A 15,937-nucleotide genomic window follows, 5' to 3' on the forward strand; every position below is an offset into this window, starting at 1 on the left:
AATGCGTTTCGCCAACATCTTCCAACTCGGCATCAAGGAACTGCGCGGTCTTGCGCGCGATCCGATGCTGCTGGTGCTGATCGCCTATGCTTTCACCTTGGCGATCTACACAGCGTCCAAGGCGATGCCGGAAACCCTCAATCGCGCGCCGATCGCGATCGTCGACGAAGATCAGTCGCCGCTGTCCTCGCGCATCGTAACCGCGTTCTACCCTCCCTTTTTTACGGCGCCACAGCTCATCTCCCAGCCCGAAATGGACAGGCGCATGGATTCCGGCATGGACACATTCGCGCTCGATATCCCTCCGAACTTCCAGCGCGATCTCCTGGCCGGCAGATCGCCCACGATCCAGCTCAACATCGATGCGACTCGCATGTCGCAGGCCTTCACCGGCGGGGGATATGTCCAGTCGATCGTATCAGGGGAAGTGAGTGAATTTCTGGATCGTTATCGCGCCGAGACCGTGCTGCCTGTCAATCTTGACTTGCGCGCGCGTTTCAATCCCGAACTCAACAAGGGATGGTTTGGCGCCATCACCAATGTGATTTCCTCGATCACCATGCTCTCGATCATCCTGACCGGCGCGGCACTGATCCGCGAGCGCGAGCATGGAACGATCGAGCACCTGCTGGTCATGCCGGTAAAGCCGTTCGAAATCATGATGAGCAAGGTCTGGTCGATGGGTCTCGTCGTGCTGGTGGCTTCCGGCCTGTCGCTGGTCTTTGTCGTGCAGGGCCTGCTCTCCGTGCCCACGAACGGATCCGCGCTGCTGTTCATGACCGGAGCGACCCTGGACATATTCGCCATGACCTGTCTGGGAATCTTCCTTGCGACCATCGCGGGCTCGATGCCGCAATTCGGTTTGCTGCTCATGATGGTGCTTCTGCCGCTTCAGTTGCTGTCCGGCGGCGTCACCCCGCGTGAGAGCATGCCCGAGATCATCCAGGCCATCATGTTCGCCGCGCCCAACACGCACTTTGTCATACTGGCCCAGGCCGTCCTGTTTCGCGGCGCTGGCCTGGACGTCGTCTGGCCGCAGCTTGCGGCGCTGCTGGCCATTGGCATTGGGTTATTTGCCTTTTCGCTTCGCCGCTTCCGCCAATTCCTGAAATAGGCTCGAAGCAGCTAGGGTCTCGTTTCCTAGTCAGCGCCCCGCCACGTTTGCGGTATGAGCATTGTACGGAAAGCCATGAGAAACAGGCCGAAGCCGGCAACCCACAACGTGCCTGCAAGGCTCGTTAAAGCGACGCCGTAGACGGGCAGCAATTCGACCAGGAGGCGCGACAGGCAGCAAATTGTCATCGCTGCGAACGCACCTGTCGCCGGAACCGACGTCTCGAAGGCGCGGTGGCTGTGCTTGCGGATCATGCTCGCCATGATGGCGAGAGCCATCGTGCCGATGGCGCCGATCGTCCATGCATGAACGGCAGCCGCCTGCCCCAGCCTTGCAGGCGTGAAAATGTCGATCGCCAGAAGCCCGAAACCGACGGTGATCCAGCCGTACCCAATATGAAGAGCGAGAACTGACGATGACGCCACCATCCGCCATCCCTTCCACTGGGCGACCCGCATCACCTGACTGCAGGCGGCAAGGGCGCAGGCAAGGCCGGTGAATTGCACCTGCGGCGCGACAACCCACGAACCGAGGGCGCATGCTGCCACGACCGCTGCCGCGTACTCCAAAACAGCGGAGCGATCCATGAAGATCCGGCCGCCGGCGCTTTCGACGTACGCCATGGTCAAAGCCGGCACGACCCGTCCTCCGATGATCATGAGGAGGCCGATGATCGAAGCCAAGGCTAGTCGCAGTGCAAATTCTACCTGATAGGACGCTGCCGTGAGCACGTTGCTGCCACAAAAGATAAGCAGCAGAAACACTATCTTCAGGTTGCGGCGGTCCCGGCTGGCGATCACATGTCCCGCCGCGATCAAGAGGAGTGTCAGGACCAACAGCGCCGAGAGGGCAAGCCCGGCCGAATGCGACAGGAACAGGAAAGTCCCCCGGCTGCACAGCCATAGAGCGACCAGCAAGCGCGTGGTGAGCGGCGACACCGCACGACGTCCTGTCCATCGGGGCAGCGCCGTCAACAGAAAACCAGTCAGGATGGCTGGAACCATCCCGAACAGAAGCACGTCACGATGCCAATCGCCGGGAGAAATCCCGGTCGGGCCGATGGCCTGTATTCCGAACGCCGAGGGCAGCCAGACCGCCGCGCCCACGATCGCGTCCAGCCCGGCGATAAGAAAAAATGGCTGAAACGGCGCCGGCATCCGCTTCGGATCGAAAGCGAGCGCACTCCCGTCAGTCACCATGCAACAATTCCTCCACGGGGATGGCTGACACGAGATTCTCGTTCTGCTTCGCCGTTCGCAAGAACGGCGATCGAAAAAAGCCGATCCGAAGGCAATAGCGTGGGTGATCGATCTCCGTATTTGCTCAAACGCAAACAGGCCTCAAAACGGGTGACTATAATCAAGACCAGTTTTCGAGACCGGATCAGTGGATAAGACGGGCCGCTCTATCCGTAGTGCAATCGGCCGCGAAACGTTTCCCCTCGCGCCGCGCCAACAGCTCGATCGGACGTCAGCAGGATTGAGATTGGCCTTGGCATAGGAGCGAACAAGATATGAAGCAGAACGTTCCATCGAGTAGCATTGACGACGGCATCCGGCGCTTTGCCGACATGGCCTTTTTCGGCCGGCTGGCAATCTTGATCAACGACGCCCAGCTGGATTGTGAGTGCCGTTCCAGGCTCGACGAGACGTTGGCGCGATTTGCGGCTCTGGAGATCCGACGGATCGCCCGCGAACATCTCGCCAATGCCCGTGGCCAACGCGAACGCATCGAAGCCATTCTCTTCTTCCTGCAGGACCTTGACGAAATGGGGGCTGCCGAACGAGACCGTAGCGTCTACCTGGATGTCGCGCTCCTGTTCGACGACATCGCGAACATCGCAAAGGAAGGCGCATTTTCGATGCGGCAACTCAGTTTATCCCCGGTGCAGAACGGGCCATAGGTTTTCGGCCGCAAGAACTTGTAAGGGCTGCAGCCAATCGCGGTCAGGTGGACTTCGCCTGCCTGATGCCGGGTCACTGCGATCCTGGAATGAGGGGGCTCAAAGTGCGCATCGATAAAGCTCATCCGACGCTGACCTTATCTTCACCCCACCGTGTCAGCTTGTCGCCAGGGTCCACGCCCGCCCAGCCAACCAGCCGGGCAGCCATCTCGACCACCATTTCCTCGATCGAGGCAAGCTTGACGTAGAATGGCGGCACTGGCGGCGCGATGATCGCCCCCATCCGGGCCAGCCTGAGCATCGCGTCGAGGTGCCCTTCGTGGAGCGGCGCCTCGCGCGGAACGATGACCAGCCGGCGCTTTTCCTTCAGGACGACATCGGCGGCCCTTGTAAGAAGGTTGTCGCCCAACCCATGCGCCATCGCCGCCAAGGTCCGCATCGAACAGGGAACGACGATCATGCCATCCGTTCTGAAAGAGCCGCTGGCAATGGGTGCGGCCAGGTCCTGATAGGAATATGCGTGGTTGGCGACAGACGTCAGTTGGGCAAGGCCGTCGACGCCGAGCTCATGGGCGACGGTCCATCGCGCGCCCTTGGAAACGACGAGATGCGTCTCCACCCCGGCCCTGACCAGTTGACGAATGGTCTCCAGCGCGAGCACGGAGCCGGATGCACCGGTGACACCGACTATCAGCCGTTTGGTCATTCTTGCCCCCGAGCGGTCGTCTGCGAAAAAAGCTCGTTCCATCGTTGGGATACCTGCTCCTCGATATCGGCTGACATGGTCAGCTCCTTTCCCCATTCGCGGGAGGTTTCCGATCCAATCTTGCGCGTCGCATCGAGCCCGATCTTTCCTCCAAGCCCCTCGAGCGGTGACGCGAAATCGAGCTGGTCGATAGGGGTCCGATCCACCTGCATCAGATCGCGCGAGGGATCCATGCGGGTGGCGACCGCCCACATCACGTCCGGCCAGGATCGAATGTCGATGTCGTCATCCACCACGACGATCATCTTGGTCATCGAGAACTGCGGCAGCAGGGACCAGAACCCCATCATCACGCGCCTGGCCTGTCCGGCATATTTCTTGGCGATCGAGATAACGGCAATCCTGTAGGAACAGGCTTCCGGCGGAAGCCATACATCGACGATTTCCGGTATTTGTTGGCGCAGGAGCGGCTTGTAGACATCGAGCAGCGCCTCGCCGAGGACCGAAGGCTCGTCGGGCGCGCGACCGGTGAACGTGGTCAGGTAATTTGCCCCGTCGCGGACGCGAACGCGCTTGAGGCTGAATACGGGGTATCGTTCCGGCGCGTTGTAATATCCGGTGTGGTCGCCGAAGGGTCCCTCCAGCGCTGTCTCGGTTGGAGAGACGACACCTTCGAGCACGATTTCCGCACTGGTTGGCGCGTGAAGCATGATGCTCTTGCAGGGCGCCAATCCGACTCGGCGATTGTTGATCATCCCGGACAGTGCCAGCTCCGACACGCCTTCGGGCGCCGGCATCACCGACGCGATCAACGTGGCGGGGTCCGCCCCGATGACAACCGCCACCGGCATCTCGAGGCCCCGCGCCTGCCACATGCGATGGTGGGCGGCGCCACCTCGCATGGGCAGCCATCGTATGATGGCGCGATCACGAGCAAGCACCTGCATGCGATATACGCCCAGATTGTAGGTGCTCGGATCGTCCTCGCCGGGTGGGCGGGTGATAACCACGGGCCATGTTATGAGGGGGCCGGCGTCTTCTGGCCAACACGTCTGGACGGGAAGAAGCGAAAAATCCGGATCGGCCTCCCGCCACTCTCCGGGCGGGGAAACGATCTTCGGCCGCGCCGCGAATGCTCCGCGCGCCACCGGCAGCATCTGTCGGGCCTGGTGAAGGTTCCGTGGAGCCCGAGGCGATCTCATCCACGCAAGAAGCGCGCCGAGGGTTTCCAGCCCAGGAAGATCGGTGCCAAGGCCCCAGGCGACGCGTTCCCGGGTACCGAATAGATTTGCGACGACCGGAAAGGCCGACCTGACGCCGCGATCGTCGATCGGCGTGGTCAGGCGCAGCGCCAGGCCTTTCGCGGCGATCACCCGCCTGTGGATCTCGGTCAGTTCGAGCCGTGTCGAAACAGGCACCTCGACGTCCTGCAGTTGTCCATTCCCATCCAGGTACGAAAGGAATGAGCCGAGGTCCGAAAACGACGGGAGGCAGCGGTGATGCATGGCGAATTCCGGCTCGACCGGATCGTCGGGCGGATAATTTTGCCATGAGCGCCGACGAGAAACTTTGCGCTAGCGCAAAGAGCGATCGATCCGTCCGCGCTAATTTTCGAAGTCGGGCCGTACGGAAGTGGTCGCCCCACGATAACTAAGGCGGGCAGACCATCGTTGGCGGCGCCGGGCAATAATGAGGGATTCACATGGCCGGGAAGCTGATTAGCGAAACTGTCGAAGCTTGGCGGTCCGTAATTTCCCTTCTCGCGGACCGCCGCCGGAGCAGGGCAGCGACAAGAGAATTTTGGGCAATGGGTATGGATGAGTGCACGGGCATTTTGAATGACATCGGTCTGTCGCGACGTGAATTCGACGATGCCATGCGGTTGCCATACGCCTCGGAAGACCTGCTTTCTTCGGCGATGCGTTCAGCCGGCATCGATCCGGACAGTTTTCAATCGCTGCAAGCGCATGGTTTCATGGCACGCACCTGCATCACCTGCCCGCATCGCCGCCAGTGTCATGATCACTTGGCCGCCTTCGATTTCGAAAGCCACTATCAGGATTTCTGTCCGAACAGCCAGAATTTCGCAGATCTGCTCGAGAACGGACTCAGCACGTAATCCGCCGCGAAATCCGCTTGAGCGACCCCCCATATCGGAAGGATGCACTGAATGGTGACCGGAAACACGGAACCGAGATTGCCGGCGGTCGTTCGCTATCTTTTTCCGGCCTTCGCCGGCCTGCCACTCGGGCCGCTGCTCACGCTGTCCTTGCGCTCTTTGGCCGGGCGACAGCCTCGATTGTTCGATCGCCTCGGCGAACATCGAACAGCTTGCTATTTCATCGACCCGATCGACCTCGCCTTCGCATTTACCGTGGTACCGGACGCGGAGCGCTCGATCGTTCGTGTCGTCGGGAAAAGTGAGGCCGCGACATCAAGCGTCCAGATCAGGGGACCTATTCTGACACTGTTGAGCCTGCTCGACGGCACGCTCGATGGCGACGCGCTTTTCTTCAGCCGGATCATCTCGATCAGCGGCCGCACGGCGGCGGTGCTCGCGCTGAGGAACACGATCGAGGATGCCGAGCTTCGCCCGGCGGATCTGCTCGGCTTGCGCGGCGCACTGGCACGTCTTGTCGATACGGGAATTCTCGGTGCGCTGGATGTCGCGCGCCAAATGGCCGATCGCAACTCCAGAAGCAAGGCACCAGAGGCATGACAAGCGGACGCATGGAACTTGTCTGCCCGGCCGGAACCCCCGCAACGTTGAGGGCAGCCGTCCAGGCAGGCGCGGACGCCGTCTATTGCGGATTTCGCGACGAAACGAATGCCCGGAATTTCCCCGGACTCAACTTCTCCGGGGAAGAACTGGCCGAGGGCGTCCGCTTCGCGCATGACCACGGCAGCAAGGTTCTGGTCGCAATCAACACCTTCGCGCGGGTCAATGATGTCGACCTGTGGAAGAAGGCCGCGGACACGGCGGCCGAATGCGGCGCAAACGCGATCATCGCGGCGGATATCGCCGTCCTCGATCACGTCGCGAAAAACCACAAGCAAGTTCGTCTTCATCTCTCTGTGCAAGCCGCGGCCGCGACGCCGGAAGCAATCGGATTCTACGCGACCAGTTTCGGCATCCGTCGCGTCGTCCTGCCGAGGGTGCTTTCGATTCAGGAGATCGCGGCGCTCAACCGTGCGATCGAAGTGGAAACGGAAGCATTCGTGTTCGGCGGCCTTTGCGTGATGATCGAAGGCCGATGCTATCTCTCTTCATACGCGACAGGAAAATCGCCAAATCTGAATGGCGTCTGTTCGCCACCCGAAATGGTGAGCTACGACGACGAGCCGAACAGCACGGCGGCGCGGCTTTCAGGGTTCACGATCGACCGCTACGAGCCTGGCGAGCCAGTGGGCTACCCCACTTTGTGCAAGGGCAAATTCAAGGCCGGCGGCAAGACCTCCTATTTGTTCGAGGACCCCGTCAGCCTGAACGCCGGCGGGATGATTGCCGGGCTGAAAGCCGCCGGCGTAACCGCCTTGAAGATCGAAGGGCGCCAGCGTGGCAAAGGTTACGTGACGGAAGTGGTCCGTGCCTTCCGGAAGGCCGTCGACGCCGTCGAGCAAGGTGGCGACGCGATCGAGATCGATCGGATTCTTGCTGGCCAGTCGGAAGGTTCCCGGCAGACGGCAGGAGCGTACAGCAAGAAGTGGAGATAGCATCTTGTCCGCAATTGCGTTGACGCTTGGGCCGGTGTTCTTCCACTGGTCGCCCGACCGCCTCTTGGACTTCTACCGCAGGATAGCAGACGAGGCTCCGATCGACCGCGTTCATGTCGGCGAAGTCATATGCGGCAAGCGGATGCCGTTTTCCGACTCGGCATGGCCCGAGATCATCGAACGCCTCGAGCGTGCGGGAAAGGAAGTGGTGCTGTCCACGCTGGCGGCGCCGGCAACCGTTCGAGAACGAAGAAGCATCGCGGATCTCTGCACCGACGAGCGGCTGGTGGAGATCAACGATGTCACCGCCCTGCCCTCACGCTCCGGCAAGCCCTTCGTGACCGGTCCGTTCCTGAACGTCTACAATGAGGCTTCCGCGCGGTTCCTGATCCAGCGCGGTGCCACAACGATATGCCCGCCCGTGGAATTGTCGCTCGCCGCCGTCGGCGCCATGGCCGGCGCATGTCCCGAGGCGGAATTCGAGATTTTCGTCTTCGGTCGGCTGCCGCTGGCGCTTTCCGGCCGATGCTATCACGCCCGCATCCACGGCCTGCACAAGGATTCCTGTCAGTTTACCTGCGAACGGGACCCGGATGGTCTTGCCGTGGACACGCTCGACGACCAGCAGTTCCTCACGATCAATGGCGTGCAGACGCTCTCCAACCAGGTGCAGGCCTTCTGCCCCGCACCCGCGGATCTCACCTCCAGAGGCGTCCGGCGTATCCGCCTGTCTCCGCACACGTGCGACATGGTCGAAGTGGCAAAGACCTATAGAGCGCTTGCCGATGGGAGAGAGGACCCCAAGGCTGCACGCTTCATCCTCTCGTGCCTCGATCTGCCCGGCACGCTCGTCGATGGATACGCCCATGGCAAGCCCGGCTGGCAGGCAGCCCCTTCGATCTGAAGCCGGGTCTCGAACGAAAACCATCCAGGGCGGAGTCGGTCTGATCCCTACGCAGGTGGAACCGTGCTCGCCTCCAAGCCGGACGGCATCGCGTTCGGGCTCCGTCGAGACCAGCTTGCGCTCCCGAACCAAGGCCATCCCGTTCGGCTCCGATCAGCTTGAACGAGGCGATCGACAGCCAGGATTCAGGAAAGCAACATCCGCCCGGCCGTGATCGCCAGGAAGAACGCAAAGGCAAGTTTCAGGTAGCGCGGGTTGAGCGCGTGGGCGAGCCTCGCGCCCAGGGGTGCGAACAAAAAGCTCACGGGCGCTATGATGGCTACCGCTGGCAGGCTGACGTAACCGAGACTGAGCGGAGGCCTGCCAGCAACCGCGAGACCCGACCAGATGAAACCGGCCACCGCTGGAAGCGCGATAAGAAGGCCAAGCGCCGACGACGTGCCGACAGCCCGATGGACCGGAAAGGAAAAGCTGGAAAGCGTCGGCACCGAGAGCGTGCCGCCGCCAATTCCCATCAGCGAAGAAACAAAGCCGATGACAGAGGCAACCGCACGGTTGATCCAGCCGCTTTGCGGCAAATGATCGGAGATCACCAGATTCTTCGGCATCGCCATATTGACGGCCACCAGCACTCCAACGACGCCGAAAACCAGCCGCAAGCCGGCGCCCGGAATGAATTTCGACATGATGCCGCCGATGAGGGCACTGATGAAAATAGCCGGCCCCCACAGATCGAGCAGAGGCCGATCGACATTGCCGCGCTTGTTGTGCGACCGCATCGATGAGATCGAGGTAGGGATAATGACGGCAAGCGACGTCGCGACCGCCAGGTGACTGATCACCGTCGGCGAAAAGTGAAACAGCGTAAGCACCCAGAACAGCACGGGGACGATGACGATGCCACCGCCGACCCCCAGCAAGCCGGCCAGCACGCCGGACGCCACACCGGTTACAGCCATGCCGGCGACCAGCATGGCAATTGTCAGCCCGTCGAACATCGACGTGTCGAACCCGAAATTCACGATGATATTCCCCTTGATTGGCCGTCCATGTCAGGCCTTGCGGATAGGCTTTTGGCCATGCCCGTCCGCCGTTGCGACCCGATGCAGGTCGCCCAAAAGTGTGCAGCGGTATTGGGACGCGATGCCCTCTAGTGGCGCACCATCCCGGCGTCGACATTGAGCGTCTGGCCGGTGATCCAGCGCGCATCGTCGGAGGCCAGGAACGAAACCACATCGGCGATATGTTCCGGCTGGCCCTTGCCTTTCATCGCCTGAAGCATCTCGACAAAGCCGAACGCTTCATTGTGCGGGCTCGCCTTGACGCCGTCGCTCTCGATCAGGCCGGGCGTTACCGCGTTGGCGGTGATGTTGTATTTGCCGAGCTCCGTGGCGAGCGCCCTGGTGAAGCCAATGACGCCGCCCTTGGCCGCGACATAGGCCGCCATGTTCGGCGTGCCTGCAAAGAAGGTGTTGGATGCGATGCTGATCACCCGTCCGGCCTTGCCCGCCGCACGCATCTGGTCCGTCCCGGCGCGGCTGACGATGAAGGTGCCTGTCAGATTGACGTCGATGATCTTGCGCCAATGGTCGAGATCGACATCGTCCCAGGCAACGAACGGCACGATGCTGGCATTGTTGACCAGAATGTCGATGCCCCCGGTCAGGGCCAGGATTTCAGCGAAGAGTGCCTTGACGGATGCCGGATCGGAAATGTCGGCGGCGATCGCCTTCGCCTTTCCGCCGATCGCTGCGGCCGCCGCCTTGGCGCCTTCGGCATTGATGTCGCTGACGATGACGGTTGCTCCGTCGGCGGCAAGCCGCGCCGCGATCGCCTTGCCGATACCCTGCGCGGCGCCCGTAACCAGGGCCGTCTTTCCCGCAAGCCGTTCAGTCATGAAAATACTCCCTCAATCCGTGATCTGGTGATGTCTGTTCAGGCGTCGGCGTCGATCACGGCCAGCGCGGCATCAATGCCTTTGCCGATCGCGAGATTCTGCCCTGCCGCTTTCATGGCGCCGCCAAGTGCCGCCAGCGCCGCGATCGCATAGATCGGCTGGGCGGTCGGTCCCATATGGCCGATGCGCGTCAGCTTGCCCAATGTTTCGCCGCGGCCCGACGAAAACACCACGCCGTAGCGCGCCCGCGCGGCTTGGCGAAGCGCCTTCTCGTCGACGCCTTCGGGCGTGCGGACGGCGGTCGTGGTTGGCGACGCGATCTTGTCGTTGGCGGCCCAGATCGACAGGCCCATCGCCGCGACGCCCGCGCGCATGGCCTTGGCGGTGAGCGCGTGGCGCGCCCACACCGCCTCCGGTCCCTCACCAAGGTAGAGGTCGAGCGCGACGTCGAGCCCGCTCATCTCGGAGACGGACGGCGTGAACGGAAACGGCTCGTCCCTCGACCACGCATTTTCCCAGTCGACGATGCTCAGCATCGATGCGCGCGGCGCCAGGGGATTGGCCTTCATCTTGGCCCAGGCCCGCTCGCTGACACCCATCATCGTAAGGCCGGGAGGCGCGCCCAGGCATTTGTTCGGGCCGGTGACATAGATATCGGCCCTGCAATCCTCCGGATGCGTCTTCATGCCGCCAAACGACGAGACGGCGTCGACGATGAGATAACCGCCATGCGCCGAAACCAGGGCGCCGATGGCGTCGATCGGATTGATGGTGCCAGACGGCGTATCGTGGTGGCAGACGGAAACGACGGTGATTTCCGGATGCGCCTTCAGCATTGCCGCGACCGCCAGCGGGTCGATCGCCTCATTGTAGGGCACTTCGATCTCGAGCAAGTGTGGCGAATAGCGCTTCGCCCAATAGCCAAACCCCTTGCCATAAACGCCGGAGGCAAGGTTGAGCACGACGTCGTCGGGCGCGATCAGGGAGGCGGCGGCGGCCTCCAGGCCAAGCACCGGCTCGCCATGCAGGATGACCGGCCTGTTCGACAGACGCATCGCCTTCTGCGCCTTGTCGATCACCTTCTCGTAGAAGAGCTGGAACGCTGGGTCGTAGTCGTAGAGCACCGTGCGACCGAGGCCGCGCAGTACGTCAGGATAGGCATTCACCGGCCCTGAGGTGAGTGTGATGACCGGTTCGGCATGGTCGGAATAGCGCATGGTCTTGTCTCCGCATTGGTAACGGTCAGCCGTAGAATTGCGTGCCGGTCCGGTAGGTCTTGAAGTTGTCCATGTCGTGCGAATACATCAGCTCGGCGCCATGGTCCTCGGCGAGTTTCTTCACCCTGCGCATCGAATTGACGCCCGCCACCGGATCGATGTGAAAGGATGCCTGGCACAGCGTTTCAAGGCTCTTCTGCGTGTAGGCGGCATCGATGGTGAACATGATCGGCTTGCGTTTGGGGAACTCCACCAGCAGGCTGTAGTGGCCGATCGAGTGGCCGGGCGTCGAGATCAGCTTGACCCCCCTGGCGAGGTCGACGTCGCCGTCGATGCCCTCGAAGGTCGAGTTGGCGCGCGTCGTGCCCTCCAGCAACTGCGCGGTCGCGCCACGCGCCTCCGCCGCTTCAGCCGAGAAGCTCAGGTCGGAATAGCCAAGATGTTCGAAGGGCTGGGGATTGCAGGCCTGCGGCACCTCGCTCCGGTGACAGATCTTCTTGGCATGCGGAAAATACTTGTTGCCGCCGCAATGGTCGAAGTGGAAATGCGAATTGACGACGACGTCGATGTCCTTCGGTTCGAGGCCGAGCAGCGCCAGGGCGCCGGGGATGGTCTGGTGCTTATCCTGGATCGGCTTTTCGAAAGGCAGCACCTTCATCACGTGATCGTAGTCATAGCCGGTGTCGATGAGAAACCGGCCCTCCGCGTGCTCGATCAGGATCGAATAGACGGGGAACCGCACTTCGCCGCCAGGGCCCCGGTTCCAGAACACGTGATACCCGTCGAGAACGAGCGAGCCGCCGTCGAGCAGGTAGACCTTGGTATCCGACATTCTTGCCTCCTGTTTTGGCGCGGGTCCCGTCCGCGCATGAATTGTGGTCAGCGCGCGCCGCGCTCGTATGGAATGCCAAGCGCCGCCGGCAGGCTGGCGCGCCGGCCGAACAGCACCAGCATGATCATCACCGCCAGGAACGGCAGCATCTGGATGATGTCGGTCGGTATGTTGATGCCGGCCACCTGCATCGCGGTCGTCAAAGACAAGCAGACGCCGAACAGCAACGCGCCGAACAGCACCCATATCGGGCGACCGCGCGCCAGCATGGCCAGCACGATGCCGAGAAAGCCCGCACCATTGGTGATGAAAGGAATGAACAGCCCGGCTCCGACATTGGCCAGATAGGCGCCGCCAAGCCCGGCCAGCGCTCCAGTCGTCAACACGGCGACGGTGCGGGTTCGCACGACGTCGATGCCGGCGACATCGAGCGCGGCCGGCTTGTCGCCCGCGGCCTGCAGGTTGAGACCTAGCTGCGTGCGCCGGTAGACATAGCCCATGCCGAAAACCAGCGCGACCGCCAGATAGACGATGAGATGCTGCTTGAAGAGCGCCGGCCCTATCACCGGAATGTCCGATAGCAGTGGAATGACCGTCACTTCCGCCGCCGGCAGGCGCGGATAGCTCCGCGAAAACTGGAAATGGTGGAGCAGTGCCGTCAGACCTTCCAGTCCCAACGTCAGCGCGATACCAATGACGATCTGGTTCAGCCCGATGCGCACGCAAAGCAGCGCCATGACAAGCGCCACCGCGACGCCGCCGGCCGCACCGGCGAAAAAGCCCAGCCACAGCGACCCGGAATAGAAGGCGCCGACAAAACCGAGATAGGCGCCGGCCAGCATCATGCCTTCGATGCCGATGTTGAGCACGCCGGCCTTTTCCGACATCTGCTCGCCAAGTCCGGCAAGCAGCAGCGGGATTGCCGCGGTGACCGCGCCAAACAGCAGCGCGCTGAGAAAGACTTCGCTGAACAGCCCGGTCATGCCTCAGGCCTTTCTCGATTGGCTGTAGCGGTGATCGACATACTCGGCGAGAGCGAGCACGATCAGCACGATGGAGACCAGCACCAGGGTGAAATGATTGGGCACGCCAAGCCGCCGCGCCGCGCTCTCGCCACCGATCGACAGCACCGAAAGCAGGAACACGAAACCGATGGCCGCAAAGCCGTTCATGCGGGCGAGAAACACGGCGGGAATCACGGCAAGCCCGTAGGCCGGATTCCAGTCCGCACGGACATTGCCCTGCACGCCGATGATGTCGACGGCGCCGGCAAGGCCAGCCAGCCCGGCCGAAATGGCGAAGACAGCGATGGTCAGGCCGGGGACGCCAAGCCCTGAGTGAACCGCCGCGCGTGGGTTGGCACCGACGATCCTCAGCTTCAGCCCGAACGCCGTGCGCGTCATCACCAGATGCACGATGATGATCGCCGCCAACCCAAGCAGCAGGCCGCTGGTGATGGTCGTTTCGAACAGGCGCGGCAACCGGTCTTCCACCGGCAGCGTACGGGTCTGCGGCACGGTCGTGCCTGGATCGCGAAACACCAGCTTGACCAGCACATTGGCGAGCGACGTGCCGAGGAACGTCATCATCAGCGTGGTGATGATCTCGTTGACGCCCTGATAGGCACGCAGCAGGGCCGGCACCAGGGACCAGGTCATCGCCACCACCATGGCGATGAGGAACGAGCAGAACAGCGCCAGCCAGGCCGGCATGATCTGAACGAACACGGGAGCGCTGGCCGCCGCCGTCACCGCGCCGAGCAGGAACTGGCCGTCGCCGCCGAGATTCCACATGCCCGCGCGAAAGGCCACGATGAGGCCGGCGGCAAGAAACAGCAACGGCGCCATGCGCGTCAGTGTCTGCTGGATGCCGAGCGGCGAGAACAGACCTTTCTCCAGCACGTAGCCATAGTAGGCGAGCGGGTCGACGCCGACGGCAAGCAGGATGCCGCCGGCGATGACGAGAGCGGCAAGGATCGGGCCGAGCGTCATCAGCAACCGATGCAGGATGTCGCGGCGCGTCGCCGCCCCGCTCGTGGCATCGAGTGCGGTCGCACTGACTGTGGGCGCGGTGTCGATGCTCATGCGGCAAGTCCGATCATCAGGCGGCCGACCTTGGTGCGGGCGTCGTCGGCATTGTCGACGATACCGACCAGCGCTCCGTTCGCGATGACGGCGATGCGGTCGCACATGCTCAGCAATTCCTCGAGGTCGGTGGAGATGAGCAGCACGGCAAGGCCGCGCGCCGCCGTGTCGCGGATGCGCTGGCGCGACGCCAGTGTGTTGGCGAGATCGAGCCCATAGGTCGGCTTGTTGAAGATCACCACCTTGGCGCCCTCTGCCAGTTCGCGCGCCAGAAGCACCTTCTGGATGTTGCCGCCGGACAGCCGGGCGACCGGCGTCTTCAGGCTCGGCGTGCGCACGTCGTATTCGCGCACGAGCTGGGCGGCGCGCTTGTCGATCTCCGCGCGCTGCTCGACGCCCTTGCTCCAGAACGGGGCCGCGCCGACCTGCTTGAGGAAGAAGTTGATCGAGACCGGGAAGGTGCCGACAGTGCCCTCGCCCAGCCGGTCGTCGGTCAGGTAGCGAAGGCCGCGCTGACGGCGTTCGCCGACGCTCAGCGTCTCGATGGCGGCGCCGTCCAGCCGCACTGAACCGCTGGTGGTCGCGCGCTGGCCGGCCAGCGCTTCCGCCAGCTGTTTCTGGCCGTTCCCGTCGATGCCGGCTATGCCCAGGATCTCGCCTGGGCGGATGTCGAAGGAGATCGACGACAGGCCTGGTGCATTGTCTGTCGGCGCGACCGCCAGATCCGCGACCCGAAGCAGCGGAGCCGCTTCGGCGTGGACTGTACGGACCGGACGCTCGACAGCTTCCGGATCATCCTTCTGCTGGCCGAACATCAACTCTACGATCTCCGAGATGATCTCCTGCTCGCCCAGCGCCCGAAACCGCTCGGGCGGGATCTCGCCCACCTTGCGGCCGAGCTTCAGCACCGAGATGCGGTCGCCGAAGGCCGCCGCCTCCTTGAGCTTGTGGGTGATGAAGACGATCGCCAGGCCCTGCTCGACGAGGCGGCGCATCAGCGCGCCCAGTTCGTCGATGCCCTTCGGCGTCAGCATGGAGGTGGACTCGTCAAGAATGAGCAACCGGCTGTTGCGCACCATCGCGCGCAGGATCTCGACCTGCTGCTGCTCGCCGAGCGAAAGCTCCGATACCTTGGCATGCAGCTTGATGGTGATGCCGAGCGTGCTGGTGATCTCGGCGACGCGCGCCGCCAGTTCCTCGGTCCTGGGGCGCTGCCACCACGGCCCGCCAAGCAAGAGGTTTTCCGCCACCGTCAGCGTCGGCACCAGCATCATGTGCTGGAATACGGTCCCGATGCCGAGTGCCAGCGCATGGCGTGGCGAGGTGATCGGGGTCGGTTTGCCGTCGACCAGTATGCGTCCCTCATCCGGCTGCTGCAGGCCCGACAGCATGCCGATCAATGTCGATTTTCCGGCGCCGTTCTCGCCAAGCAGCACATGCACCTCGCCCGGACGGATCGCCAGGTCGATGCTGTCATTGGCGACGATGCCGGGGAACCGTTTGGTCACGCCTTCAAGCGCGACGATGTCGCGCCCGGAAGCAGACGATGAAGAAAAACCGCTCATG

The 15,937-nt window shown here is 62.7% G+C and carries 16 protein-coding genes; 6 read left to right on the forward strand and 10 right to left on the reverse strand.

Features of this window, described 5'->3' with window-relative positions; genetic code table 11:
• The first annotated feature begins 1 nt into the window (after window position 1).
• Entirely contained in the window at window positions 2-1,114 is a 1,113-nt protein-coding gene (locus BLS48_RS11295) for an ABC transporter permease (RefSeq protein WP_091577657.1), read from the forward strand.
• 26 nt (window positions 1,115-1,140) lie between these two features.
• On the opposite strand, the gene BLS48_RS11300 is transcribed toward BLS48_RS11295, so the two are convergent.
• Window positions 1,141-2,313 (reverse strand): NnrS family protein, encoded by a 1,173-nt coding sequence (locus tag BLS48_RS11300; RefSeq protein WP_091577659.1) that lies wholly within the window; start codon window positions 2,311-2,313, stop codon window positions 1,141-1,143.
• Between the two features lie 314 nt (window positions 2,314-2,627).
• Here BLS48_RS11300 and BLS48_RS11305 point away from each other — a divergent pair, with 314 nt between their 5' ends.
• The gene (locus tag BLS48_RS11305; protein WP_091577661.1) at window positions 2,628-3,017 is read left to right on the forward strand and encodes a hypothetical protein; all 390 of its coding nucleotides are present in this window, start codon (window positions 2,628-2,630) and stop codon (window positions 3,015-3,017) included.
• A gap of 121 nt (window positions 3,018-3,138) precedes the next feature.
• Here BLS48_RS11305 and BLS48_RS11310 read toward each other — a convergent pair whose 3' ends face one another.
• Complete coding sequence (locus tag BLS48_RS11310) at window positions 3,139-3,723, reverse strand: UbiX family flavin prenyltransferase (protein ID WP_091577662.1); 585 nt, start codon at window positions 3,721-3,723, stop codon at window positions 3,139-3,141.
• Window positions 3,720-5,228: a UbiD family decarboxylase gene (locus BLS48_RS11315; RefSeq protein WP_091577664.1), complete on the reverse strand. Its 1,509-nt coding sequence runs from the start codon at window positions 5,226-5,228 to the stop codon at window positions 3,720-3,722. The genes BLS48_RS11310 and BLS48_RS11315 overlap by 4 nt, the downstream gene beginning before the upstream one ends.
• A gap of 197 nt (window positions 5,229-5,425) precedes the next feature.
• Here BLS48_RS11315 and BLS48_RS11320 point away from each other — a divergent pair, with 197 nt between their 5' ends.
• Genes BLS48_RS11320 through ubiV form a run of 4 tightly spaced genes read left to right on the forward strand, consistent with a single transcriptional unit; the run spans window position 5,426 to window position 8,341 of the window.
• Window positions 5,426-5,842 carry a hypothetical protein gene (locus BLS48_RS11320; RefSeq protein WP_091577666.1) on the forward strand — a complete coding sequence of 139 codons (417 nt, stop codon included), beginning with the start codon at window positions 5,426-5,428 and terminating at the stop codon, window positions 5,840-5,842.
• Window positions 5,843-5,893: 51 nt separating this feature from the next.
• Window positions 5,894-6,442, forward strand: coding sequence for a ubiquinone anaerobic biosynthesis accessory factor UbiT (gene ubiT, locus BLS48_RS11325; RefSeq protein WP_091577667.1), 549 nt, complete (start codon window positions 5,894-5,896; stop codon window positions 6,440-6,442).
• Entirely contained in the window at window positions 6,439-7,437 is a 999-nt protein-coding gene (ubiU, locus tag BLS48_RS11330) for a ubiquinone anaerobic biosynthesis protein UbiU (protein WP_244529560.1), read from the forward strand. The genes ubiT and ubiU overlap by 4 nt, the downstream gene beginning before the upstream one ends.
• Before the next feature lie 4 nt (window positions 7,438-7,441).
• A complete protein-coding gene (gene ubiV / locus BLS48_RS11335) occupies window positions 7,442-8,341 on the forward strand; it encodes a ubiquinone anaerobic biosynthesis protein UbiV (RefSeq protein ID WP_091577671.1) in 900 nt (299 codons plus the stop codon).
• Between the two features lie 185 nt (window positions 8,342-8,526).
• On the opposite strand, the gene BLS48_RS11340 is transcribed toward ubiV, so the two are convergent.
• The 7 genes from BLS48_RS11340 to BLS48_RS11370 form a co-directional block, all read right to left on the reverse strand.
• Window positions 8,527-9,363 (reverse strand): sulfite exporter TauE/SafE family protein, encoded by an 837-nt coding sequence (locus BLS48_RS11340; RefSeq protein ID WP_091577672.1) that lies wholly within the window; start codon window positions 9,361-9,363, stop codon window positions 8,527-8,529.
• A gap of 128 nt (window positions 9,364-9,491) precedes the next feature.
• Window positions 9,492-10,238, reverse strand: coding sequence for a pyridoxal 4-dehydrogenase, SDR-type (gene pldH / locus BLS48_RS11345; protein WP_091577674.1), 747 nt, complete (start codon window positions 10,236-10,238; stop codon window positions 9,492-9,494).
• A gap of 38 nt (window positions 10,239-10,276) precedes the next feature.
• Window positions 10,277-11,455, reverse strand: coding sequence for a pyridoxamine--pyruvate transaminase (ppaT, locus tag BLS48_RS11350; RefSeq protein WP_091577675.1), 1,179 nt, complete (start codon window positions 11,453-11,455; stop codon window positions 10,277-10,279).
• A 25-nt stretch (window positions 11,456-11,480) separates the two neighbouring features.
• Complete coding sequence (pldA, locus tag BLS48_RS11355; protein WP_091577678.1) at window positions 11,481-12,287, reverse strand: 4-pyridoxolactonase; 807 nt, start codon at window positions 12,285-12,287, stop codon at window positions 11,481-11,483.
• A gap of 47 nt (window positions 12,288-12,334) precedes the next feature.
• The gene (locus BLS48_RS11360; RefSeq protein ID WP_091577679.1) at window positions 12,335-13,270 is read right to left on the reverse strand and encodes a putative B6 ABC transporter permease subunit 1; all 936 of its coding nucleotides are present in this window, start codon (window positions 13,268-13,270) and stop codon (window positions 12,335-12,337) included.
• A gap of 3 nt (window positions 13,271-13,273) precedes the next feature.
• Window positions 13,274-14,371, reverse strand: coding sequence for a putative B6 ABC transporter permease subunit 2 (locus BLS48_RS11365; protein ID WP_091577681.1), 1,098 nt, complete (start codon window positions 14,369-14,371; stop codon window positions 13,274-13,276).
• Window positions 14,368-15,936, reverse strand: a complete 1,569-nt coding sequence (locus tag BLS48_RS11370) for a putative B6 ABC transporter ATP-binding protein (RefSeq protein ID WP_091577682.1) — start codon at window positions 15,934-15,936, stop codon at window positions 14,368-14,370. The genes BLS48_RS11365 and BLS48_RS11370 overlap by 4 nt, the downstream gene beginning before the upstream one ends.
• Window position 15,937: the final 1 nt, after the last annotated feature.

The sequence above is a fragment of the Mesorhizobium qingshengii genome, assembly GCF_900103325.1.
GTDB lineage: Bacteria > Pseudomonadota > Alphaproteobacteria > Rhizobiales > Rhizobiaceae > Mesorhizobium > Mesorhizobium qingshengii.

Coding starts and splice junctions, on each gene's coding strand:
- BLS48_RS11295 (WP_091577657.1), top strand. CDS start 2: ATGCGTTTCGCCAACATCTTCCAACTCGGCATCAAGGAACTGCGCGGT.
- BLS48_RS11300 (WP_091577659.1), bottom strand. CDS start 2,313: ATGGTGACTGACGGGAGTGCGCTCGCTTTCGATCCGAAGCGGATGCCG.
- BLS48_RS11305 (WP_091577661.1), top strand. CDS start 2,628: ATGAAGCAGAACGTTCCATCGAGTAGCATTGACGACGGCATCCGGCGC.
- BLS48_RS11310 (WP_091577662.1), bottom strand. CDS start 3,723: ATGACCAAACGGCTGATAGTCGGTGTCACCGGTGCATCCGGCTCCGTG.
- BLS48_RS11315 (WP_091577664.1), bottom strand. CDS start 5,228: ATGCATCACCGCTGCCTCCCGTCGTTTTCGGACCTCGGCTCATTCCTT.
- BLS48_RS11320 (WP_091577666.1), top strand. CDS start 5,426: ATGGCCGGGAAGCTGATTAGCGAAACTGTCGAAGCTTGGCGGTCCGTA.
- ubiT (WP_091577667.1), top strand. CDS start 5,894: ATGGTGACCGGAAACACGGAACCGAGATTGCCGGCGGTCGTTCGCTAT.
- ubiU (WP_244529560.1), top strand. CDS start 6,439: ATGACAAGCGGACGCATGGAACTTGTCTGCCCGGCCGGAACCCCCGCA.
- pldH (WP_091577674.1), bottom strand. CDS start 10,238: ATGACTGAACGGCTTGCGGGAAAGACGGCCCTGGTTACGGGCGCCGCG.
- ppaT (WP_091577675.1), bottom strand. CDS start 11,455: ATGCGCTATTCCGACCATGCCGAACCGGTCATCACACTCACCTCAGGG.
- pldA (WP_091577678.1), bottom strand. CDS start 12,287: ATGTCGGATACCAAGGTCTACCTGCTCGACGGCGGCTCGCTCGTTCTC.
- BLS48_RS11360 (WP_091577679.1), bottom strand. CDS start 13,270: ATGACCGGGCTGTTCAGCGAAGTCTTTCTCAGCGCGCTGCTGTTTGGC.
- BLS48_RS11365 (WP_091577681.1), bottom strand. CDS start 14,371: ATGAGCATCGACACCGCGCCCACAGTCAGTGCGACCGCACTCGATGCC.
- BLS48_RS11370 (WP_091577682.1), bottom strand. CDS start 15,936: ATGAGCGGTTTTTCTTCATCGTCTGCTTCCGGGCGCGACATCGTCGCG.